The 24,525-nt window shown below is 44.0% G+C and carries 15 protein-coding genes; 1 reads left to right on the top strand and 14 read right to left on the bottom strand.

Features of this window, described 5'->3' with window-relative positions:
- Positions 1 to 40: 40 nt before the first annotated feature.
- From ACZ41C_RS00525 to ACZ41C_RS00500, 6 genes are all read right to left on the bottom strand, one after another.
- Positions 41 to 502, bottom strand: a complete 462-nt coding sequence (locus ACZ41C_RS00525; RefSeq protein WP_464563527.1) for a GAF domain-containing protein — start codon at positions 500 to 502, stop codon at positions 41 to 43.
- Between the two features lie 127 nt (positions 503 to 629).
- Positions 630 to 2,234 carry a M1 family metallopeptidase gene (locus ACZ41C_RS00520; RefSeq protein ID WP_464563525.1) on the bottom strand — a complete coding sequence of 535 codons (1,605 nt, stop codon included), beginning with the start codon at positions 2,232 to 2,234 and terminating at the stop codon, positions 630 to 632.
- Between the two features lie 150 nt (positions 2,235 to 2,384).
- Complete coding sequence (locus ACZ41C_RS00515; RefSeq protein WP_464563523.1) at positions 2,385 to 3,716, bottom strand: M28 family peptidase; 1,332 nt, start codon at positions 3,714 to 3,716, stop codon at positions 2,385 to 2,387.
- Positions 3,717 to 3,755: 39 nt separating this feature from the next.
- On the bottom strand, positions 3,756 to 4,922 hold the full coding sequence (locus ACZ41C_RS00510) for an MFS transporter (RefSeq protein WP_464563521.1): 1,167 nt from the start codon (positions 4,920 to 4,922) through the stop codon (positions 3,756 to 3,758).
- Positions 4,923 to 4,930: 8 nt separating this feature from the next.
- Entirely contained in the window at positions 4,931 to 6,454 is a 1,524-nt protein-coding gene (locus tag ACZ41C_RS00505; RefSeq protein ID WP_464563519.1) for a nuclear transport factor 2 family protein, read from the bottom strand.
- A 22-nt stretch (positions 6,455 to 6,476) separates the two neighbouring features.
- Positions 6,477 to 8,690, bottom strand: a complete 2,214-nt coding sequence (locus tag ACZ41C_RS00500; RefSeq protein ID WP_138258991.1) for a bifunctional alpha,alpha-trehalose-phosphate synthase (UDP-forming)/trehalose-phosphatase — start codon at positions 8,688 to 8,690, stop codon at positions 6,477 to 6,479.
- Between the two features lie 102 nt (positions 8,691 to 8,792).
- Between ACZ41C_RS00500 and ACZ41C_RS00495 the strand changes: the two genes are divergently transcribed.
- Positions 8,793 to 10,598, top strand: a complete 1,806-nt coding sequence (locus tag ACZ41C_RS00495) for a glycoside hydrolase family 15 protein (protein WP_464563517.1) — start codon at positions 8,793 to 8,795, stop codon at positions 10,596 to 10,598.
- Here the strand turns inward: ACZ41C_RS00495 and ACZ41C_RS00490 are convergent.
- The 8 genes from ACZ41C_RS00490 to purL form a co-directional block, all read right to left on the bottom strand.
- Positions 10,585 to 12,036, bottom strand: a complete 1,452-nt coding sequence (locus ACZ41C_RS00490; protein WP_464563515.1) for a pyridoxal phosphate-dependent decarboxylase family protein — start codon at positions 12,034 to 12,036, stop codon at positions 10,585 to 10,587. The two genes, ACZ41C_RS00495 and ACZ41C_RS00490, sit on opposite strands and share 14 nt — an antisense overlap.
- A gap of 102 nt (positions 12,037 to 12,138) precedes the next feature.
- A complete protein-coding gene (locus ACZ41C_RS00485; protein WP_464563513.1) occupies positions 12,139 to 13,947 on the bottom strand; it encodes an acyl-CoA dehydrogenase family protein in 1,809 nt (602 codons plus the stop codon).
- A gap of 49 nt (positions 13,948 to 13,996) precedes the next feature.
- Positions 13,997 to 14,326, bottom strand: coding sequence for a four helix bundle protein (locus ACZ41C_RS00480; RefSeq protein ID WP_464565684.1), 330 nt, complete (start codon positions 14,324 to 14,326; stop codon positions 13,997 to 13,999).
- 63 nt (positions 14,327 to 14,389) lie between these two features.
- On the bottom strand, positions 14,390 to 15,580 hold the full coding sequence (locus tag ACZ41C_RS00475; RefSeq protein WP_464565682.1) for an acetyl-CoA C-acyltransferase: 1,191 nt from the start codon (positions 15,578 to 15,580) through the stop codon (positions 14,390 to 14,392).
- A 122-nt stretch (positions 15,581 to 15,702) separates the two neighbouring features.
- Positions 15,703 to 18,108 carry a 3-hydroxyacyl-CoA dehydrogenase/enoyl-CoA hydratase family protein gene (locus tag ACZ41C_RS00470; RefSeq protein WP_464563511.1) on the bottom strand — a complete coding sequence of 802 codons (2,406 nt, stop codon included), beginning with the start codon at positions 18,106 to 18,108 and terminating at the stop codon, positions 15,703 to 15,705.
- A 15-nt stretch (positions 18,109 to 18,123) separates the two neighbouring features.
- Complete coding sequence (locus ACZ41C_RS00465) at positions 18,124 to 18,576, bottom strand: MarR family winged helix-turn-helix transcriptional regulator (protein ID WP_464563509.1); 453 nt, start codon at positions 18,574 to 18,576, stop codon at positions 18,124 to 18,126.
- A 145-nt stretch (positions 18,577 to 18,721) separates the two neighbouring features.
- Complete coding sequence (locus tag ACZ41C_RS00460; RefSeq protein ID WP_464563507.1) at positions 18,722 to 20,494, bottom strand: AMP-dependent synthetase/ligase; 1,773 nt, start codon at positions 20,492 to 20,494, stop codon at positions 18,722 to 18,724.
- Between the two features lie 262 nt (positions 20,495 to 20,756).
- A complete protein-coding gene (gene purL / locus ACZ41C_RS00455) occupies positions 20,757 to 24,449 on the bottom strand; it encodes a phosphoribosylformylglycinamidine synthase (protein ID WP_464563505.1) in 3,693 nt (1,230 codons plus the stop codon).
- Positions 24,450 to 24,525 lie beyond the last annotated feature (76 nt).

Genomic DNA, 24,525 nt, shown 5'->3' with positions numbered 1-24,525 from the left:
GCTTTTTTATTTTATGGTTACTAAAAGAATTCAGGAAGCTTTAGTTTATTTTTTGACAAATGAGATCACCGATCTCCATCAAGGATGAAATCTCTTCCTCGGTAAAATCATAGGAAACAGGTTTGGCAATACCGATGGTGCCATACAATTTTCCTTGGTGAATCAATGGGGCGGCAAGGGAACCTTCCACTTTGGTTTCCTTGGCTGCCGGTCTCGCTACGCCGGATGCATCGGTCTGTAGATTGCACATCTCTACGGGCTTCATGCGTTCCGCGGCGATGCCCGCCATACCTTTGCCTATGGGAATTGTGGACACCTTCGGCATCAAAAAATCGGGAATGCCTTTTTGCGCCTGTAATTCCAAAATAGAATTCCCGGGCTTTAAAAAGTGCAACGTTCCGGTGGAACAATCAAAATGGCTGATGGTCTCTTCCAAAACGTTTTGCCAATCGATGGGATTTTTTTCTAGTTGTGCCGATATTTTTTCAGGGATGTCATTCATTTTGATCAGTAGGTTTTTAATACAATGATTTGTTATTTCCTTTAACGATGGGCAATTTAAGGTTATTGTCAGTTTGGGGAATATGATATTTGTCAGCTACCCGTGATATTGTCTTAGATTTTATCCGCTATCCTTTTTTGACGTCCACGTAAAAGTTTGGGTCCACTTGTATGTCGTTCCCTTTAAGTGATTTTTGCTGCCACTCGGTAGTAGGGGCAAACCAATCGGTTTTTCCATCTATCTGAATCTTTAAGGGCATTTTAAAACCATCTATTACGTTGGTATATCGATACTTAAAAATACCATCCTGAATTTCATATTCAAAAACAGGGATGTTGGCCGTTCTGAGATACTGTTCAAAGAATGGTTCAAAATCACCTTCTACTTGATCATCCAAATACTTTTCAATCTGTTTGGTTGTTACCGTTTGATGATAGAATTCCTCATTAAGTCCGCGGAGGGTGGCCCGCCACTTTTCATCATCGTCCATGATTTGCCTGAACGTGTGAAGGATGTTGGCTCCCTTGTTGTACATATCGCCAGACCCGGCTTTATTGACATTGTAGGGCCCAATTAAAGGTCGGTCGTTTCGGATATTCTTTCGTATGCCGAGTAAATATTCCGCTGCCGCTTCCTTGCCATAGTAATATTCAATGAACAGGCTTTCGGAGTACATCGTAAATCCTTCGTGGACCCACATATCGGCAATATCCTTATAGGTAATATTATTGGCGAACCATTCATGTCCAGCCTCATGGATGATGATATAATCGAACTTTAATCCCCATCCGGTGCCCGAAAGATCCCGACCTAAATAGCCATTCCCATACTGATTGCCATAGGTAACGGAACTTTGGTGTTCCATGCCCAAATAAGGGACTTCTACCAATTTAAAGGAGTCCTCATAAAAAGGGTAGGGGCCGAACCAATGCTCAAAGGCTTCCATCATTTTGGGAGCTTGTTTGAACTGCTCCTTGGCTTTTTCCAGATTATCCCGTAAAACGTAGTAATCCATGTCCAACATGCCTTTTTCGCCATCATAGGTTTCCCCAAAATGCACGTAATCCCCAATGTTCACATTGACCCCATAATTGTTAATGGGGCTGGATACAAACCAATGGTATGTATTGGTTTCATTGTCCACTTTTCGTAACCGACCGTTGGAAACGTTTATGAGTCCTTTAGGGGCCTGTACACTGATCAACATACTGTCCACCTCGTCGTACATATGGTCCTTATTGGGCCACCAGACACTGGCGCCAAGACCCTGACAGGAAGTAGCAACAAAGTGTTTCCCATTTTCATCTTTTTTCCATGAAAAACCACCGTCCCAAGGGGCGCGCACCGCTTCTTTGGGATGCCCGGAATAATGCACCACGATTTCGTTAAATTCTCCCACATTTTGAGTTTTTTCGAGTGTAACAAAATGGGCATTTCCATTGCTTTCGAAAGGCAGGTTTTTTCCATCTTGGGTAATTTTTTCGATAACCAAAGGAGGCTGAAGGTCGACCTGAAGCACCTGATTTCTATCCAATACCTTATAATGGATGGTATTCGTACCGGAAATAAATTTCTCATCGGGATCTACGGAAATATCCAAATGATAGTAAGTAAGGTCCCACCAAGCCCTTTCCGGGGTAATGCTGCCTCTAAGCGTATCCTGTTCTGTAAAGGTTTGGGAGAAGCCAAGACTGTACGTCAAGAAGGCAACATACAACACTATGTTTTTCATCTGTTTATTTTTATTGCTTTTAATAGGTCAGATGCAATTCGCCAGTAACCAGCTCAATAGGTATCAAGACTTGTTATAGCTCATTTCATATCAATTAAATATGCTTTTGAATAGACCTGTCAGGTTTTTAAAACCTGACAGGTCTCACGTTTACCTAAAAATTCCATTGGGAAACACGACCGGACTTTCAAATCCGTTTTCACCAACCGCCGATACGCCAAAGAAATAGTTATCGATGACGATGCCTTCTAGGGTGAACTCCGTGACATCCCCTACGTATCGGCTATTATCCCAGGTAGGGGAGGTAGTGTCCCGCCAATAGATTTTATATCCTTTGGCCCCATCCACCTTGCTCCATTGAAATTTCGCCGAGGGTTCTACAATCCCCCCGATCTTAACTTCTTTTGGGGCCGGTGGTGCCCATGCCAGGGAAGCCAAATTGATTGCGTTTACCGCAGTGAGCTTGGCCGCGTATTCGAAGTTCACGTGCTCCAGCACATCCCCATAGGCGATGCCGTCTTCTACCCGAATATCCTGATGTTGTTGGGTGTAGTTTTCATGCGCCTCCATGATACGGATTCCTGCAAAACCGGCGTCATTAAAGGGCCTGTGGTGCCCACCGCGCCCGAATCGGTCCAAACGATAGATCATCATGGGGTTCATTTCTGGCATATAGGTTTTTACGGTTTTATGCACGTAGCGTGCCAATTGTCTCGAGATACCATCCACCTCCCCTCCGTAGAATCTTCTGGCGCGTCTTTGTTCCTCGGTTTCATTGGGCGGTACGGGTTCTGAAAAGATTCGGAAATCGGTATTACTGACAATGCCATCGACCCCTTTGATGTTACCGATCATATCGTTATTAAAAATCCCGATAATCTCCCAGCCTTGGTCCTTGGCATATTGGGCTACACCGCCACCGCCGAACAAGCCCTGTTCCTCACCGGAAAGCCCCATGTAGATGATGCTGTTTTCAAAGGTATATTTAGAAAGCACCCGCGCAGCTTCCAAGGTTCCGGCCATACCACTGGCATTGTCGTTGGCTCCGGGGGAATCGTCCGTAAAATTGGTTGGGTCGCTTACGCGCGAATCAATGTCCCCGCTCATAATGATATATCTGTTGGGATATTTGGTGCCTTTTTGAATGGCCAGGACATTAACAATCTCCACATCGTGGACAATACGTTGATTGGCCCCTTTTTTCACCAAATCCTTTTGGTAAAATACATTCAAACAGCCATTACAGGCCTGGGAAGTTTTTTCAAATTCCGATTTGATCCACCGCCTCGCGGCCCCAATACCGCGGGTTTGGGAAACGGTATCGCTCAGGGTATGCCGTGTGCCAAAATTGGCCAGTTTGGTAACATCGTTTTCTATACGTTCTGCAGAGACGGCATCGATGATATCATAAATTCGTTGGTCCGTCTGGGCCGTTAAAGTTAGCGAAATTGTCAAAAGACCTAGAAGTAGCAATTTTTTCATTTTTGGTTTCATTTGAAGTGTCCTTAAAAGTATTAAAAATTAAACGTTTTTAAGTTTTAAAAGATACCAAACTCCCAGCACTGGACCTATTGCCAATACTAAAAACAAATAGTTAATGCCGATTCTGTCCTGTAAATAGCTAAGCAGTTGAATGCTAACGATGGTAATGCCAAAACCTATGCAAGTGGCCAGGGTAAGAGCCGTACCTTTTATATCGGCCGAGGCAGATGCTGCTACTAATTTGGATAATTGGGGTGAATCTGCAGTCACAGCAAAACCCCATAAGGACCAAACCATTAAAAATAGAACAGGAGGGAGCACGAACAGGATAGGTGATATTAAACAGCATATTCCGGATATGATGAGTGCTGTTATAGCTACTTTTCTACTTCCTATTTTTTCGGATATTATACCTCCTAAACCGCATGAAATACTACCGATGCCGATGATGATACCTGTCCATAAAGGCACTAAAATTTCCCTTCCGTGAAGCGTATTGTAAAATGAAAGAGCCAATGGGGTGAAGGCCCAAAAGGCATATAGTTCCCACATATGCCCAAAATATCCAAATGCCGCCTTACGGAATGTATTGATTTTGAATAGCCTTGGACCTGCATAGAGATTGACTTTTAAGCTTTTTTTCAGAAAAGGTCCATCCGGAACCAAAAAGTACATCAATGCCCCTCCCAAACAAGTGAAGGCAGAGGTCGCCACTATAATTCTATAAGGATCACTTCCCCATGCCGTACTGTTTATCAGATAGGGAAAACCGGTACCCAGAACAAGGGCACCCACCAAAAAACCCAATGCCATTCCCAATCCTTTTTCATAGTAGTCCGCTGCAATCTTCATTCCTACCGGGTAAATGCCCGCCAAGAAAAATCCTGTGCCAAAACGGGCCAGGAGCAAGCTCCACTTGGTCATTTGGTCCGTTATTAAGTAGAGATTGCAAAGCGCGGCCAAAAAGGCACAGACCATAAACACCTTTGAAGGCGAGAACCTATCGGCAACCATTAGGAGGGTGAAAAGTAACGTTCCTGCAATAAAACCCAACTGGACCGATGATATCACCCAGCCTATAATTTCGTGGCCCAAGCCCGTTTTTAGGATCAATTCATCCACTATGGTATTGCCGGCAAACCATGGTGATGTACAAGCAAACTGTGCAGTTATAATCGTTGGAAGAATGTGTGGTTTTTGCCTCAACCCCTGATTTACCTTAGGAAAGTGACTTTAGATATTTTTCCATGTTCAACTTCGTAGATAGCTACGGCGTAAAAAGTATTGCCATTGGCCGTTACCTGCTCCTCGTCTATCACTTTGTTGCCAATGACAATCCTGTTTTTGATTTCGCATTGTAGGTCTGGGGTGGATGTAAAAAATTCGGTATAGCCCTTTCGCATTTCCAAAATGCCATCCGTAGTTAGGTTTTTAGGGAAGTTATAAAGTTTGACATCGTCCGTATAGGTTGCCATAAATGCATCGATATCCCTTTCATTATAGGCCTCCAACTGCTTTTGGACGATATTTTCTGGATTGGATTCCGACCCATTTTCAAAAATAAATGACATACTCGAAATCCGGTCGGCCACTTCATATATCGCCACTTGCTTAGAAATACTTTCGTCTCCCGTAACTTTTTCATGGTCGATGACAAAATTGCCCACGGTAATCCGATTTGCAACCTCCACATCATATTTCTTGTTATCTGGGGAAAGGTTCCGATAGTTCTCCCGCATTTTTTGATGCCCGATATAAAGGGTATCTGCCGGAAAATTTTGAACCAATACGTTTTCCATATAACAATTGACAAAAGCATCCAAATCGCCCGAATTATAGGATTCCACCTGTTTTTGAACGATTTTGTATTTGGGGTCTTCGGTTACGAATGCCATTCTTTTTCCATTGGGACTTATCGCGAGTCGGGATAGGGACGGAATTTCCTTTTCGTCAAAGGAATGTAAAAGTGTCCAAGATTGCCCGTCCTCATAATCAAATCCCAACAGACTATTCCTATAGCCTGCCAATACCATACCGTTATGGGTCCAAACTACGTCTTCTGCTGAACCGAAAAGGCCAACAATATTGGAGGTAGCCCCTGAAATGGGGTGCATGGATTTAACCATGGTCGTGTCGTTTTCCTTTGAAATGTAACTGATCAACTCCGTTTGGGGAATCCTGTGCAGCGACCTGCCCACATTTTTTTGTAGGGTGTAGCGGGTATTGTCCTGAAGGTTTACCACCACCAAATCCATACGGTTTTCAATCAAGACCGTACATACAATAATATGGTAGTTGTACCATACATGGTACCCAACTTTTAAATCGGCAATAAGTTCTTTGTGATTTCCAGTCTTAAAGTCATACTTATACAATCTTTGTAGGCCATCATCGTCCAATCGTATTGCAGAAATATCCTCCGTGCCCTGCATCCTCAAAGGGGAATATTCACCCCCATTTGGAGTGTCGTTGATCCACGATTTTGAATCGGAATCAATATTGTAAAGGGCTATATCTGTCTGTCCGTTTCGGGTGGAAGCAAAAAGAATTCGGTTATCATCGTAAAAGGAAGGTTGATTGTCATAGCCTTCATTGTTGGAAATATTCTTGGGTTCCCCAATTTTGAGGGTTCCCTCATTCCATTCCAAATCGGCCAGAAATACTTCCGTGCTCGACTGAGAATAGCATTGTAAACAAAAAAATAAAGCGAGTAGCGAAAAGATTGGTAACCGACTCATTTGTATTTCATAAGGTTCCAATTTAATGCATGTCGGCAAATCGGCCTAAAATATCCCTAACATTTTTTGTGTTGTCAACAAAGTATTTGGCGTGGGTCTTTTGTCTTCCAACTTTAACCGTAATGGCATCTTCGGGCAATTCTTGGAACATAAATTCATCGGTCCAATCGTCCCCAATAGCAAACACAAAATCGTAATCATGTTCAGAAAATACCCGCATGGAGGCCCTTCCCTTATTCACGTTGCTGCTTTTGATTTCCATTACCTTATTTCCATTCAAAACGCTGAGGTCATCATTGGCAATCAAACTGGTCAATACTGTATTCAGTTCCACGGCACGTTTTTGGCCGAAGTCGGGATCCGTGTTTCTGTAGTGCCATGCCAGGGAGTAGTTTTTCTCCTCGATAAAACTTCCGGGTGTTCTGTCCACAAAGGAATCCAAGACTGGATGTATTTTTTCCATCCAATCCTTTTTAACTTTCTCAAGCATCCTAAAATCCTCCCCATTCTGGGAAATCCACACCCCGTGTTCCACAATCATATTATATCCCTTGTGCATGAACCACTTGGTAAAAGTCTCTTTGTCCCTTCCGCTGATCAAATACATGTCCGTATTTTCCTGGGCGGCAATTTCATCCAACAATTTATAAAGTTGCTCATCTGGCTTTGCCATTTGGGGATCTTTGTGGAAGCCTGCCAAAGTACCGTCATAGTCTAGGAATACGAGCCGTTTTTTTGACGAGACATATTTCTTCATGACCGTATTCATCAGATCTACCGAAAGTCTTCTTGAAATATACGTACGGTCCTTTTCCTTTTGGTTAAGCAATGAGTTCATGAAATCGTTCGCCCATTTCTCCACATTATATCGTTCCAAGCGTTTTTGGAGTACGGAATTACGTTGTTGTTGCTCTTCCTTGGGCATGTTGATGGCCCTATCCAAGGTATCGGCAATTTGCTCAAAATTATTGGGGTTAATCAACAGGGATTCGTTCATTTCATTTGCAGAACCTGCCATTTCGCTTAAAATCAGCACGCCGGTCTTGTCCGTTCTTGTGGCGATGTATTCTTTGGCAACAAGGTTCATACCATCTCTAATGGGGGTAAGCCAGGCGATATCGCACGTTGTGTACAAATCGATGAGGTTATCAAAGGGCATCGATCTGTAGAAATACCAAATGGGTGTCCAGCTTACGGTGGAAAGTTCCCCATTGATTCGACCTACCAATTCGTCGATTTCCTTTTTCAATAGTTGGTATTGCGGTACATTGGAGCGTGAGGGTACCGCCAAAATTATCAATCGAACTTTCTCCTTGTATTGCGGATATTTGTTCAAGAAGTATTCAAAGGCGTTCAACCGCTTCGCGATTCCCTTGGTATAGTCCAAACGGTCTATGGAAAGGAAGAATTTTGCATCGGGAGTAGATTCCTTATGCGTATCCAATCTTTTTTGAAGCTCGGATTTTTGGGATTCATCACGCTGTGCATGCTCCCTAGCCGCTTCATTAAACTTCTTATAATCGATACCCATGGGGAAGGAGTCTACCTTGATGACCCTATCGTCCAAATAAATATCATTAAAGCTCACTTCAAGCCCCAAAAGCCGACGTACCGAACTTAAAAAGTGCCTTTCATAATCATAAGTGTGAAAACCTATGAGATCGGAGCCCAAAAGCCCGGACAGTATCTCTTTTCGCCACGGCAAGGTCCTGAATATTTCAAAAGATGGAAAGGGAATATGGAGGAAGAAACCAATGGAGACATTGGGCCGTTTCTCACGCACCATTTGGGGCACAAGCATTAATTGATAGTCATGGACCCAAATAACGTCATCATTATCGGCTTTGTCCAAGATGGCATCTGCAAATTTTTGGTTTACGCTCTTGTAAATTTCCCAACTTTCCCATTCAAACTCGGAATACTCCAAAAAGTAATGGAATAGGGGCCAAACGGTTCGGTTACTAAAACCATAGTAAAATCCGTCCACCTCTTTTTGGGTAAGTTTCACCTTGGATGAGCCATGCTCCGCCAAGGCATCGTCTATTTGGGACTCTAGCTCCTCTGGCGTCTCTTCGTCCGTGAGACCGCTCCAACCGATCCAAAGGCTGTCGCCACCGGAATGGACAGATTTCATTCCTGTAGCCAGTCCGCCAACACTGGGTATTGCCGAAATAGTTCCATTGCTGATTTGTAATTGTACGGGGAGTCTATTTGAGATTATGATAGTTTTGGCCATAAATCGCAATTTTTGCTTTGAAATAAATTTATTTTCCCTCAATTTCGGGAAAAAGAAGGGCAATAGCAATTGTATGCCCAAATGAATCAAGATTTTTATTGAATGAATAATTTGGATTACGGAATAATAGGGAATTGCAGAAGTGCTGCCTTGGTATCAAATAGAGGCTCCGTAGATTGGTGCTGTCTTCCAGAATTTGATTCCTCATCGCTGTTCGCAAAGTTGTTGGACGAAGAAAAGGGGGGTAGCTTTGAGGTTTTGGTCAATGACTCCTATGTTATTAAACAACGTTACAAAAAACATACGGCTGTATTGATTACCAAATTTACTTCTGGGGAGGGCGTATTTGAAATTCGTGATTTCATGCCACGTTATAGAAAAGCCGAAGGTGGTTATAATTCACCACCGGAAGTTATAAGGTACATAAAACATATTAGTGGAAAACCAAAATTCAGTGTCAAATACGACCCAAAGTTGGAATATGCCTTTGGAAAAACTGAAACATATGTAAAGAAGAACTTTATTGTAAGCTTGACCCACGGTGAGAAATTCGATACTTGCTTCTTGTACACCTCATTTAATAAAAATGCAGTAGTGGAAGGAAGAGAGTTGGAGATTACGGAAGATGGATATTTTCTTTTGGGTTATAATGAGAAGTTGTTCCAGCCCTCCGTACGGAAAATGTATACTGAACTTGAAAGAACAAAAGTTTATTGGCTCAATTGGAGCAGTAAGACTCCAAACTATAAAAAGTATAATTCACAAATAAGCAGGAGTGCTATTACACTTAAATTGTTGACCTATGACAAGTCCGGCGCCGTATTGGCCGCCGCGACTACCTCTTTGCCCGAAACCATTGGGGAAGTCCGAAATTGGGATTATCGCTTCTGCTGGATACGGGACGCTTCCATGGCCATCAAGGTCATAGGCGAATTGGGCCATAGAAACGTTGCCAAACGGTATTTACAGTTCATCGTGGACCTTATTCCGGATAAGGACGAGAAACTCCAAATCATGTACGGTATCAATAAGGAGAAAAAATTGACGGAACGTACCTTGGACCATTTGAGCGGCTACAAAGGCTCAAAACCTGTACGAATTGGGAATGCGGCCTACAAGCAACGACAAAATGATATCTATGGAATTCTAATGGATGTCATCTACGAACAATTGTCCAAATACAGTAATGACACTGAAAATGGAGAGGATTTATGGGGAATAACAAAGGGCATCGTTTGGATTGTATCGCACCACTGGAAGGAGGCGGATAAGGGTATATGGGAATTTAGGACCGAAGATAGACACTTTACCTTCTCAAAGGTTTTGTGCTGGGTTGCCATTGATAGAGCCATTAAAGTGGCCCGATTGTTCCGAAAAACCCACAAATTAGAAAAGTGGACCCAATTGGAGCAGGAAATCAAAAACGATATTCATGCCAACGCATGGAATCCAGAGGTGAATGCCTTTACCCAATCCTATGGCTCTCCCGATATGGATGCATCGGTCTTGCTTATGGAATCCTATGGGTTTATCCATGCCAAAGACCCTAAATTCGTAAGTACCGTTCATGCCATAGAACGGGAATTGAGCAACGATGGTCTTTTATACCGATATAAAAACGAGGATGATTTTGGCTTGCCTTCCTCTTCCTTTACCATTTGTACTTTTTGGTTCATTAACAGCCTGTTCAAGATTGGGGAAAAGGAAAAGGCTATGAAACATTTCGATACGCTGTTATCCTATAGCAATCATTTAGGTCTCTTTAGCGAAGATATTGATTTTAAGACCAAAAGATTACTCGGAAACTTTCCGCAGGCCTATTCGCATTTGGCATTGATAGAGTGTGCCATCAACTTTTCCAGACAGGAAAGCGAGGAGCAGGTATTGGCGTCCATTAACAAATTGTAGTTTCAGAGGAAACTAAATTTTGGGCCAACAGAACGATTTTGTCCAAAAGGTTTTGAAAATGAACCTTGGTTGTAAAGGGATTCATAACGGTGACCCTTAAATAGTGCCAGCCCCGTAACTTCGTTTGAACGATATAGAACTCGCCGTCTTCCAAAAGTTGCTGACGTACCTTGGCATTTAATTTGTTTAACTGATTCTGGGATAGGTTTGCATGGGTATATCGAAAGCAAACAATATTGGACATTGGCGTAACTGCCAATGCAAAATTGGGATGTTTTTCAATCATTTCCCCGAAGGCTGCACCCATGTCATACAATTGGGTCACATAGGCTTCAAAGACTTCCTCACCATAGAATTTGAGCATCGTATACCAATGGATGCTCATCATGGTCTTGGTACACTCAAAGGTTCTTTTGCCCGAATTGTACCAATCCTCATGGTCCGAATCCGTTAGAAGATAGTCTGCTTTTTGGCTGAATGTCGCATTGGCATACATTCCGTTTTTTAGAACCAGGGCCGTAGTAATCGTTGGCAGCATCATCATTTTATGTCCGTCAATGACAACGGAATCGGCTTTTTCTATACCTTTTAACATGTGTTTGTATTTTTTGGAAAATACACCCGCACCGCCATGGGCACCGTCCACATGGAACCATAGTCCCTTTTGTTCCGCAAAATTACCTATGGCTTCCAGATTATCGAACATACCCGTTGCCGTGGAAGGAGCACTTCCCACAATGGCAAAGATGGTAATGCCCTTTGCTTTCGCTTCTTGATATTTTTCTTCCAAGACAGATGTGTCCATCTGGTAGGATTCCGTACAAGGTATTTTAATGATTCCTTTCTCTCCAAGTCCCATAATTCTGGCTGCCCGGTCTACACAGTAATGGGCTTCCTCGCTCACCATAATACCTAGGGCACTGCTCGTTCCTGCATTCCAAACATCTTCTTTTAATATAGCTTTTCGCGCCGTTAAAAGCGCCGTGAGATTCGCTAAGGTCCCGCCGGAGGTCAGAAATCCCCGGGCATCCGCTTTCCATCCAATTTTCTCGCATAGGACATTGGTTACTACGCGCTCAATGGCGCTCGGCGACATACCCATTTCGTAGACCGCCATCCCATTGTTCAATAAGGAACTGATCATGCCGGTAAGTGCCGTTATAGGTGCCGCCGGACTCACCTGATGCCCAATGTAATGCGGGTGATGTACGTAGGTGGTACGTTCCGTAATCGATTTGAACAACTCCTCAGGTTTGCCATGTTCCAAAAAATCCTTCCAAAATTCCAATTCGGTTTCCGGGTCGTTCCAATGGATGGCCTTGCCCGTTTTCTCCTGAAGTTTATCGGCCAAATGTTGTGTCAACATTTCTATGGCCCTATGGCCGTTTTCCTCAAAGAGCTCGGTGGAATAGACCTTGTGTAATAGAGTGTTCTGCATGCATCAAAATTAGATGCTTCGCACAATTTGTACAAATAAAAAAACCGCTCCAAATAGGGGCGGTTTTTGCTTCTGTCTAACAAAACAAAAGGGCAATCTGAATTAGTCAAAGGTGTAACCCTGGTCTGCCGCGACTTTATCCGCAATTTGGGTACGTAATGCCACCACATTTGGGTTATTGGTATATTTTGTAAAGCGTTTGAGTCCCATAAGCATCATGCGTTGCTCATCGCCTTCGGCGAAGGAAACGATGGCTTCCTTCCCTTTCTGAATGATGATTTCCGTCGCTCGATATAAATAGAGCTTGGACATGGCAATTTGTATGGCCTGTGCATCTTCACCAAAACGCTTGGCATTTTTCTCGGTACGTAATAATGCCGATTCCGCAAGATATACCTGAATCAGTATATCCGATGCAGCCATTAACAATTGCTGATGTTCTTCCAATTGAGGTCCAAATTTCTGTACGGCACTACCTGCAACCATCAAGAACACTTTTTTCAACCGTTTCAATAGGTCCTTTTCCTCGGCGAACAATTCCGAGAAATCTGGCGTTTCAAAAGAAGGTATGCCCATCAGTTCCTCACCAACAGCGGTTGCGGGTCCTAAAAGATCTACATGGCCTTTCATGGCTTTTTTAATCAGCATTCCAACAGAAAGCATCCGGTTGATTTCGTTGGTTCCCTCGTAAATTCGGGCTATCCGTGCGTCCCGCCATGCCGATTCCATTGGGGTATCGGCACTAAAGCCCATACCGCCAAAAATCTGTATTCCTTCATCCGTGGTTTGCTGTACATGTTCCGAAACCGCCACTTTCAGAATGGAGCACTCAATGGCATACTCTTCCACACCCTTCAACTCGGCCTCCTGATGGGAATTACCGTCGGCCTCCCGTATCGCGATTCGGTCCTCGATATTCTTGGCGGCACGGTAGCAGGCCGCTTCATCCACGTATGCGTTGGTGGCCATATCCGCAATTTTCGCCTTGATGGCACCGAAACTCATGATCGGCACTTTGAACTGAATGCGTTCATTGGCGTATTTTGTGGCCTCGTTTATCACCCTTCTTTGCGCTTCCAAACAGGCTGCAGCCAATTTTATTCTACCTACGTTCAGGGCGTTCATGGCAATTTTAAAGCCGTTTCCGCGCTCCGATAGCATGTTTTCAACGGGTACCTTTGTCTCATTGAAAAATACCTGCCGGGTAGAGGAGGAGTGGATGCCCAATTTCTTCTCTTCGTCCCCTAAGGTAATCCCGTTGCTCGGGTCGTTCTCGACTATAAAACCTGTGATGTTTTTATCGTCCTCGATTCTTGCAAAGACAATGAACAGGTTGCAGAAACCGGCATTGGAAATCCACATCTTCTGACCCGTAATGCTGTAATACTTGCCATCTTCTGAAAGTACGGCCTTGGTTTTACCCGAGTTGGCATCCGATCCGGCACCCGGTTCGGTCAAGCAATATGCCCCAAACCACTCACCGGTAGCCAATTTGGGCACATATTTTTGTTTTTGTTCCTCCGTTCCATACAAGGTAATCGGCATGGTACCGATTCCTGTGTGGGCACCAAACGCCGTGCTGAAGGAACCCGTAGCCCCCGAAATATAATCACAGACCAGCATGGTGGATACGAAGCCCATTCCCATCCCATCATATTTTTCTGGAACTGCGATGCTTAAAAGACCCAATTCACCCGCCTCGCGCATACACTCTTCCGTATAGGCGTAATCTTTCTTTTCAAATCGTTCCCAATGGGCCCAAAGTTTTCGGTCCACGAATTCCTTGGTGCTCTCCCGCATCATTTTTTGCTCTTCGTTGAGGTCCTCTAAGGTAAAAATGTCTTCACAATTAGTCTCTTTTACTAAAAATTGACCTCCTCGAAGGATTTCCTGTTTTGTTTCTGTGCTCATGATTTTTAATGTTTAGAATAGAGAGGATAGAATAGAGAAAATGGACTTCTTAATCCAATCCGTTTTGAAAACCCATGGTCATGCTTTGCCACTCCGCTATTTTATCTTCCAATTTTTTCAATGTTCCATTGTCAATATACTTTCTGTGATGTGCTACCAAAAGCTGTGTACCAAGCTCAAATGAAGAGCCTAAAGAATAGTCTATAAAGTTTTTGAAACCTTTATAGGTTTTAGCTGATCCCTCGGCAATATTACTGGGCATTGATACCGAACACCTACTAATTTGAGAACTCAAGCCATACCTTTCGTGTTTGGGGAAATCCACCAAAATGTCCGATATGTCATTAACAATTTCAAGACCTAATTGCCAAATCTTCAAATTATTATAATTATGTCTAGTTCCCAACTTCGGTCTTTTTTCTTTATTCTTTTATCTCTTTTCTTAAGAAAGAAACTCATAAATGCCTGCGGCACCTTGCCCGGTACCTACGCACATGGTGACCATTCCATATTTCCCTTGCATGTTCCTTTTGCGCATTTCATCAAAAAGCTGAACCGATAGTTTTGCCCCAGTGCATCCCAAGGGATGACCCAAGGCTATTGCACCGCCATTGACGTTAACAATATCCGGGTTCAATTTTAATTCACGGATGACAGCCAACGATTGGGAGGCAAAGGCCTCGTTCAATTCAATTAATTCTACATCCTCCTGTTTTAAACCGGCCTGTTTCAAGGCTTTGGGTACGGCGGCTACAGGTCCAATTCCCATAATCCTGGGAGGTACGCCAGCGGCCGCATAATTGACCAAACGGGCTATCGGTTCAAGGTTGAGCTCCTTGACCATTTCCTCACTCATGACCATTACGAATGCCGCACCGTCACTCATTTGTGAGGAGTTTCCAGCTGTAACACTGCCATCGGCTGCAAACACGGGACGCAATTTTGCCAAGGCCTCCAGGGATGTACCTTTACGGGGACCTTCATCCTTGGTTACCGTATATTTTTTAGTGGCTTTTTTTCCATTTTCATCCACATAGGTTTGCTCGACTTCAATGGGAACGATTTGGTCTTGGAATCGGTCTTCCGCTTGTGCCTTTAATGCCTTCATGTGGGAATAATAGGCAAACTCGTCCTGGTCTTCCCTGGAAACATTGAATTCCTTGGCAACAGCTTCGGCGGTATTTCCCATCCCCCAGTAGTAATCCTCATGTCCGGATTTTACCAAATCGTAGTTGAGTTCGGTTTTATAACCCGTCATGGGAACCGCGCTCATACTTTCGGCTCCCCCGGCAATGATACAATCTGCCATTCCCGATTGGATTTTGGCCGTGGCGATCCCGATGGTTTCAATACCCGAGGAACAAAAACGGTTTACCGTAACCCCTGGTACATCCACAATGTTCAGGCCCATCAAGGAAATCAACCTAGCCATATTAAGACCTTGGGAACCTTCGGGCATTGCATTGCCAACAATGACATCATCGATTCTTTTTTTGTCAAGTCCCGGCAATTCCTTCATCATATGTTCGATGGTTTCCGCGGCCAGTTCGTCCGTTCTTTTGAATCGGAATACACCTTTGGGCGCCTTTCCCACGGCAGTTCTGTATCCTTTTACTATATATGCTGTTTTCATAAGCCTCTCCCCAGCCCTCTCCAAAGGAGAGGGAGTAAAATGGGGCATTATTTAGTAGTTATTAATTTTCATAGTTAGTCCGCTTTCATAAGTCTCCCCTTTGGGGAGATTTAGAGGGGATTTTAATTTCTTAACGGTTTACCCGTTTTTAACATGTGTTGAATACGTTCCAAGGTTTTTCTTTCTGTACAAAGGGAAAGGAAGGCTTCACGTTCCAAATCCAATAAGTATTGTTCCGATACCATGGTTGGTTCTGATAAATCGCCACCCGCCATAACATAGGCCAGCTTGTTGGCGATTTTCTTATCGTGTTCGCTGATGTAGTGGCTAGCCTCCATAGAATCCGTTCCCACTAGGAACATGCCCAAAGCTTGTTTGCCCAATACTTTTACGTCTTTTCTCTTTGGCGGTTGGGTGTATCCGGATTCTGCCATTAACTTGGCATATTCCTTGGCCGTCGCAATTTGTCGGTCTTTGTTCACCACCACGATATCCTTTCCATGCTGTAGGATGCCCAAATCGTAGGCTTCATAGGCAGAGGTCGATACCTTGGCCATTCCAATGGTCAGGAAATATTCCTGCAGGACGTTCAATTCCACATCTCCCTTTTTAAAGGAATCCGATGCCCTCATGGCAAATTCCTTGGAACCGCCACCGCCTGGAATAACACCGACACCGAACTCCACAAGACCGATATAGGTCTCCGCAGCTGCTACCACCTTATCCGCGTGTAGCGATAATTCACAACCACCGCCTAAGGTCATCCCATGTGGTGCCGAAATGGTGGGTATGGCCGAATAGCGCATACGCATCATCGTGTCCTGGAACATTTTAATGGCCATGTTGAGCTCGTCATATTCCTGCTCGACCGCCATCATAAAAATCATTCCGATATTCGCCCCCACGGAGAAGTTCGCGGCTTGGTTTCCTACGACCAATCCTTGGAAATCCTTTTCGGCCAGGTCTATGGCCTTGTTCAATCCTGCCAAAACATCGCCGCCAATCGTGTTCATTTTGGACTGGAACTCGCAATTAAGGATCCCGTCTCCCAAATCCTCAACGACAACCCCGCTATTTTTAAAGACCTCTTTGGTTTTACGAATATTGTCCAAAATGATAAAGGCATCCTGACCCGGAACCTTAACCATTTCCTTTTTAGGGATATCATAAAAATAGGTGTTGCCGTCTTTCACACTGTAAAAGGAAGAAATACCCGCCTCTTTCATGTCGGCAACCCAAGATGCGGCTGTTTGGTCTTCCGCTTTAATAAATTCCAACCCTTTTTCCAAACCTACGGCATCCCAAATCTGGAAAGGTCCGTGTTCCCAACCGAATCCGGCTTTCATGGCATCGTCTATTTTATATAATTCATCCGATATCTCTGGAATCCGATGCGAAACATAGGCGAACAACTGACCGAAACTCTTTCGGTAAAATTCTCCTGCCTTATCTTTTCCATCGACCAAAACGGGGAACCTATCCACCACCTTGTCAATGGTCTTTGTCAATTCTAAAGTTCCGAATTTGGCACTTTTCTTGGACCGATATTCCATCGTGTCCAAATCCAAGGTCAAAATTTCGCTCTTGCCTTTATCGTCCTGTATTTTTTTATAAAAACCTTGGCCCGTTTTGCTGCCCAACCACTTATTTTCCATCATGGTCTTGATGAAATCCGGCAGGGCAAAAAGTTCGTGTCGCTCGTCGTCCTTGCAATTTTCAGAAATTCCGTTTGCAACATGTACCAACGTGTCCAAGCCAACCACATCCACGGTTCTAAAAGTGGCGGATTTTGGTCGGCCAATAACAGGCCCCGTCAATTTATCTACTTCCTCCACGGTCATGTTCAATTCCTTGACCGTATGGAACAAACTTTGAATACTGAAAATGCCGACCCTGTTACCTATAAAAGCAGGTGTGTCCTTTGCAACTACGGATGTTTTACCCAAGAACTTTTCCCCATAACCATTTAGAAATTCCAATACTTCTGGAAGCGTCATTGGGCCCGGGATAATTTCGAATAGTTTTAAATATCGAGCTGGATTGAAAAAGTGGGTACCACAAAAGTGCTTTTGGAAATCCTCACTTCTTCCTTCGCTCATAAATTTTATGGGAATCCCAGAAGTATTGGAGGTAATAAGGGTTCCGGGTGTTCTGTGTTTTTCCAGATTTTCAAAAACCTGTTTTTTGATGTCCAACCGTTCTACGACCACCTCAATGATCCAATCGACTTTACTGACCTTGGAAATATCGTCCTCCAAATTTCCGGTGGTAATTCTATCGGCGAACTTTTGGTGGTAGATAGGAGAAGGTTTCGATTTTAATGCCGATGCCAGGGAATCGTTCACCAAGCGGTTTCTAACCGCTTTGTCCTCCAAGGTAAGACCTCTTGCCTTTTCTTCGTCATTAAGTTCCCTTGGTACGATATCAAGCAGGAGAACTTCTACTCCAATATTCGCAAAATGGCAAGCGATGCCACTACCCATGATACCAGAGCCAATTACTGCTACTTTTTTAATATGCTTGTTCATTTGAATAAAGCTGTATTATTTAGTTGTTGCGTTTTTTGTGTAAATCTTTTTATCAACAATAAGTTTGTTAATGACCTCCGTCACTTCAAAGAAGTTTTTTAATTTTTCTTCGGATACATGGTTTTTTACCACTTCATTAAACTGAAGTACCACATCCTTGGAATCCTTTCGTTTTTCCAGTCCAAAATCTGTAAGATGAATCAAAACTCCACGGCCATCCGCTGGATTCGGTTTTCTTTCGATCAGTCCCTTTTCTTCCATACTTTTTAAGATTCTGGACAAGCTGGTCGCCTCCATTCCCATTTTTGGCCCCAATGAAGTGGAAGGCGTGCCCGTCTTAGGGTCAATGCTCAATAAAGTAAAACCGATAGCCATTGTAGTCTCAAAGTTCTTTGCTTCCTCATTGTACATTCTTGCTACTGCCTGCCATGTAGCACGTAGGGCGTAGTCAATGGTAACTTCCTTCATAAGGTTTTTTAGTTGGTTACCAAATATATAAAAATTTATTATGCATGCATAATAAATTTATGAAATTTTGAAATTCCCTATTTGATTTGCGAAGCAGAATTACTTTCTGGCCACGATTTTAGACTGGGACGGATTTCATTTAGATTTATCCATGCCCATAGATATCGTTGTACAGGTCTATGTACTTTTCCTTAACGATTTTCCTCCGTAGTTTCATGGTAGGGGTTAGGTGACCACCTTCAATGCTCCAAACATCTGGCGTGAGCCTAAACTGCTTCACTTTTTCCCATTTCGCGAATTGCTCGTTTGCCAAATCGACCTCGGTCTGGTATTGTTCCAACACCACGGGATTTAGTATAATATCAGAATTCTCTGGGATTGTTAGCCCTTTTTTGGTCGCCCAATCATGCAGGAAAGCGAAATCTGGTTGTATCAAGGCGGCGGGCATTTTCTCACCTTCGCCTACGACCATGATCTGTTCAATGAAGCGGGATTGTTTGAATCGGTTTTCCAATAATTGTGGTGCTACATACTTGCCCCCAGAGGTTTTGAACATTTCCTTTTTTCGGTCCGTAATCCGTAGAAATCCGTCGGCATCTATTTCACCAATGTCACCAGTATGGAAGTAGCCATCTTTCAATACTTCAGCGGTTTTTTCAGGTTCCTTATAATAGCCCAACATTACATTGGGACCTTTGCAAAGGATTTCGCCGTCGTCCGCGATTTTCACTTCTACCTTATCGATGATTTTACCTACGGAACCAATTTTCCATCCACCTCCTTTTTCCTGGTTGACCGAAATTACCGGCGAGGTTTCCGTAAGTCCGTAGCCTTCCATTACAGGAATTCCTGCCGCTCCAAACACTCGGCTCAACCTTGGTTGAAGGGCGGCACTTCCTGAAACCATCGTTGTTAGGTTGCCCCCAAGACCTTCTTGCCATTTGCTAAAAATTAATTTACGGGCCAGTTTCAATTGCTGCTCGTACCACCATCCATTGGCACCATAAGGTTCAAATTTAAGTCCTACGGATACTGCCCAGAAAAAGAGCTTTTTCTTGATACCCGTCAGAGCACTTCCTTTGGCGATGATGGCGTCATAAACCTTCTCCAAAAGTCGGGGTACGACCGTCATTACATTGGGTTTTACCTCCTTGATGTTATCACTGATTTTGTCCAGGCCTTCCGCAAAGTGGATTTCAATACTGCAGTATTGATACAGATATAAAATCATTCGTTCAAAAATGTGGCACACCGGTAAAAAGCTCAGGGCACTCGCACCGGCGTTAAAAGGTACCCGTTGTTCGCTTGCAATGACATTGGATACAATGTTATTATGGGAAAGCATAACCCCCTTGGGCCTTCCGGTGGTACCAGAGGTATAAATCAACGTGGCCAGATCATTTGCCTTGACCTGTTCTTTTAGTTTATCCACTTCGGCCTGATTGGAATCGTCCTTGCCCAAGTCAAGTACGGCCTGCCAATTATCACAATCGTTCAAGGTTTCAAAACTGTAAACTCCCTTAACATGTTTTAATTGCGATTTGATGGCATTGACTTTCGCAAGCACTTCGGCACAGGAAACAAAGCAATACGTAGCCTCTGAGTGGTTTAAAACGTATTCATAATCCTCTTCCGAAATGGTAGGGTAAATGGGTACCGTTTGTGCACCCAACTGTAAAACCCCAATATCCATAATGTTCCATTCCGTACGGTTGGTCATGGAGATGATGGCGATTTTATCGTTGGGTTTTACCCCAAGTCGCAATAGTCCACGGCTAATCGCATTTGCTTTATCAATATATTCTTGGGTGGATGTGGAAATCCATTTTGCATCGTATTTGGTGACCAGTGCTTTCTGCAATGGGTGGTTTTCCAATTGATAATAAGGAAAATCGAAGAGGCGGGTAACTTTTTGCATAGTCGGTTTGTAAAACTTTTTTGCAAAATAATGAAAGAACTTGGGATTCTAAATAGGTACTATTAAAATTACCTGTTAATAATTATGAATATGGTAAATGAAAATGAAATGCAATTGGTTGTTTTTCTTAACGTATTCCCGTGGCCGTTCCCTTATATGGCAATACCAATGTTTAGTAGCTGTTTTTGGGGACAAGACCTGTCTGGTTTTTAAAACCTGACAGGTCTTAATAGCATCAAATTAACCGTTATAAATAATTCCTTTATTTGTTTGATATAACCCACTCCCTGGCATTCACAAAGGCCTCCAACCATGGAGAAGCTTCATCGTTTCTGTCCGATGGATAATAGGTCCAATTCCAGGGAAATGTGGATCGCTCAATATGCGGCATGGTCACCAAGTGCCTGCCCGATTTATCACAAAGCATGGCTGTATTGAAATCGCTGCCATTTGGGTTTGCTGGATAGCCTTCATACCCATATTTTGCTACAATGCCATACTCGCTTTCGTTTTTGGGTAATTTGAACTTGCCTTCACCATGTGAAATCCAAACGCCCAAAGTACTGCCCGCCAATGTGGAGAGCATGACCGAGTTGTTCTCCAGTATCTTCACCGAAGTGAAGTTGCTTTCATGTTTGTGGGAGTCGTTGTAGGTCATTTTTCCATGTATATCGTGCTCCGGATTTATCAAATCCAATTCCATGAACAATTGGCATCCATTGCAGATTCCAATGGATAAGGTATCGGGCCTGGCAAAAAAGTCCTTGATGACCTTATTGGCCTTTTCATTGTATTTGATCGCTCCCGCCCAGCCTTTGGCACTTCCTAGAACGTCGGAATTTGAAAAGCCTCCTACAGCACCTAAAAATTGGATGTCCTCCAAGGTTTCCCTGCCCGAAATTAAATCGGTCATATGAACGTCCTTCACATCGAATCCGGCCAGATACATGGCATTGGCCATTTCCCGCTCGGAGTTGCTTCCTTTTTCACGAAGAATCGCCGCTTTGGGCCTGGTCTGTCCTTCGGCAAGGTTTCGGCTAGGAAGTTTGATGGGCCCTGAATTCGGAAATGTATAGTTTAAGGATTGGTGCTTATAATTTTCATACCGGTCCTTGGCAAGTCCGTTGGCCGTTTGTTTGTTGTCCAATAAATAGGAAGTCTTGAACCAAGTATCACGTAACGACGCAATGTTCAATCCCATTTCCATACCGCCATTTTTAATGGTCAGTTCTGGAGTATCGGTCACCGTTCCTATTTTCTTTACGTCGATATTGGCATCGACCAATAATTTTTCGACCAGGTTATCCCGAAGCTGGAATACGATACCCGCATTCTCGGAAAATAACAATTTAATAGTATCTGATTCTCCCAAATCGGTTAGGTCCAATTCAGCTCCCAAATGGGTATCGGCAAAACACATTTCCAACAAGGTAGTTATAAGTCCGCCAGACGCAACATCATGGCCTGCGAGGATTTGCTCGTTTTGAATCAAGGTCTGGATCAAGTCGAAAACCGATTTAAAATAATCGTCGTTCTGAATGGTAGGAGCTTCAGAACCAATGGAATTGCGTACTTGGGCAAACGAAGAACCACCTAGTTTAAAAGCGTCCCTGGAAAGGTTGATGTAGTAAATGGAACCCCCATTTTTTTGCAATACAGGCTCCACTACCTTTTTGATATCGTTGCAACTTGCCGCTGCCGATATCACTACGGTGCCCGGTGCGATTACATCCCCATCCGGGTACTTCTGCTTCATGGAAAGGGAATCTTTTCCCGTTGGAACGTTGATGCCAAGGGCGATGGAAAAATCCGAGACCGCTTGGACAGCCTGATACAACCGTGCATCCTCGCCTTCGTTTTTACAGGGCCACATCCAGTTGGCGGATAGGGAAACCGACTTCAATCCGTCTTTCAACGGGGCCCAAATGATGTTGGTCAAAGCTTCGGCAATACTGTTTTTACTACCTGCGGCTGGGTCGATCAACCCGGAAATAGGGGAGTGGCCAATACTCGTAGCTATGCCCTCGGTTCCCTTAAAGTCCAAGGCCATGACCGCAACATTGTTCAACGGAAGTTGCAAGGGCCCGGCGCATTGTTGTTTTGCCACACGCCCCCCAACGCAACGGTCCACCTTATTTGTTAACCAATCCTTGCAGGCTACGGCTTCCAATTGCAGGACTTGGTCCAAATATTCGTGAAAGTGTTCCAATCCATATTCAGGTTCCTTGTAGGACCTTTTGACGGAAACATCGCTCATTGTCGTTTTTGGGGAACTTCCAAAAATATCCCCCAATTGCACGTCCATAGGTTTTGCACCCGTCGTTTTGGATTCAAAGGTAAATCGGTCGTCCCCGGTTACATCGCCCACCTCGTACATAGGCGAACGTTCACGATCGGCAATCCTTTTTAAAAGTGCCGCATTTTCTTGTCCGATGACGAGTCCCATGCGTTCCTGGGATTCGTTTCCAATGAGTTCCTTGGCAGAGAGTGTAGGGTCGCCCACGGGCAATTTGTCCAAATCTATCTTGCCCCCGGTTTCTTCCACCAATTCCGATAGGCAATTCAAATGGCCTCCGGCGCCGTGATCGTGAATGGAAACAATACTATTGTTTTCACTTTCGACCATACCTCTGATTGCGTTGGCGGCACGTTTTTGCATTTCTGGATTGGAACGTTGTACGGCATTCAATTCGATGGCGGAACTAAATTCACCCGTATCCGCGCTGGAAACAGCGGCACCGCCCATGCCTATCCTGTAATTGTCGCCACCAAGAATGACAATTTTATCCCCTTTTTTCGGAGTGTCCTTCAAAGCCTGTTCCGCTTTTCCATAACCGATTCCACCCGCTTGCATGATTACCTTGTCATAGCCCAATCTTCTGGCTTCCGCTCCAAGAACCGAGTCTTTTTCATCGTGCTCGAATGTAAGGACGGAACCTGCAATTAACGGCTGCCCGAACTTGTTCCCAAAGTCCGATGCCCCATTGGAGGCTTTAATCAAGATATCCATAGGGGTCTGGTAGAGCCATTTTCGTTCTGGCATGGCCTGTTCCCATTCCCTATCTTTTTCAAGCCTTGAAAATGAAGTCATGTACACCGCCGTACCTGCCAAGGGCAATGATCCCTTGCCACCTGCCAAGCGGTCCCTAATTTCCCCGCCGGAACCTGTTGCGGCCCCGTTGAAGGGCTCAACCGTGGTAGGGAAATTGTGGGTTTCGGCTTTTAATGACAACACGGAATCAAACTCCTTCTCTTCGTAAAAGTCGGGTTTGTCGGCCGATTTTGGGGCGAATTGTATGGCTTTGGGCCCTTTTAAAAAGGCCACGTTGTCCTTGTAGGCCGATACGATATCGTTGGGGTTTTCCTGACTCGTCTTTTTTATGAGCTTGAAAAGACTCGATGGCATTTCCTTGCCATCGATTATAAATGTGCCATTGAAAATTTTATGCCGACAATGTTCCGAGTTTACCTGACTGAAACCGAATACCTCTGAATCCGTCAATTTCCTTCCCATTTTCTTGGAAAGACCTTCCAAATAGGCGACTTCCTCATCGCTCAAGGCCAAACCTTCCTTTTGGTTATAACCGGCAATATCGGCTATTTCCAAAATGGGTTCCGGAAGTATGTTGATATCATAGATAGTCTGACCGATGCCCTTATACTTTTGTGAAAGCATGGGGTCAAAATCGGAAAAATCCTCAGATACGGCGTTGAATTCCTCAATCCTTAGAATGCCCGTAATCCCCATATTTTGGGTGATTTCAACGGCATTCGTACTCCATGGGGTTATCATGGCGGCACGTGGCCCAACAAAAAAGGCGTCCAGCGACGCCACATGTATTTTAGGTTGGTTGCCGAACAACCATGTCAATTTCTGTTCATTTTCCAGCGTGATTTCCTGGGTGGTTTGGACGGCAAAAATTTTGGCTGCCGGGTTTCCAAAGAAGTGAATCATATCGGTACGTTTCTTTTGCAAATTGGAAAATGCAAAATTACGATTTTAACCCTTATTTTTCCTAGTGTGCGGTAGA

The organism is Maribacter sp. C-4077 (assembly GCF_055378385.1).
Note: the sequence above shows the minus strand (reverse complement) of the source record. Positions and strands in the feature narration are given on the sequence as shown.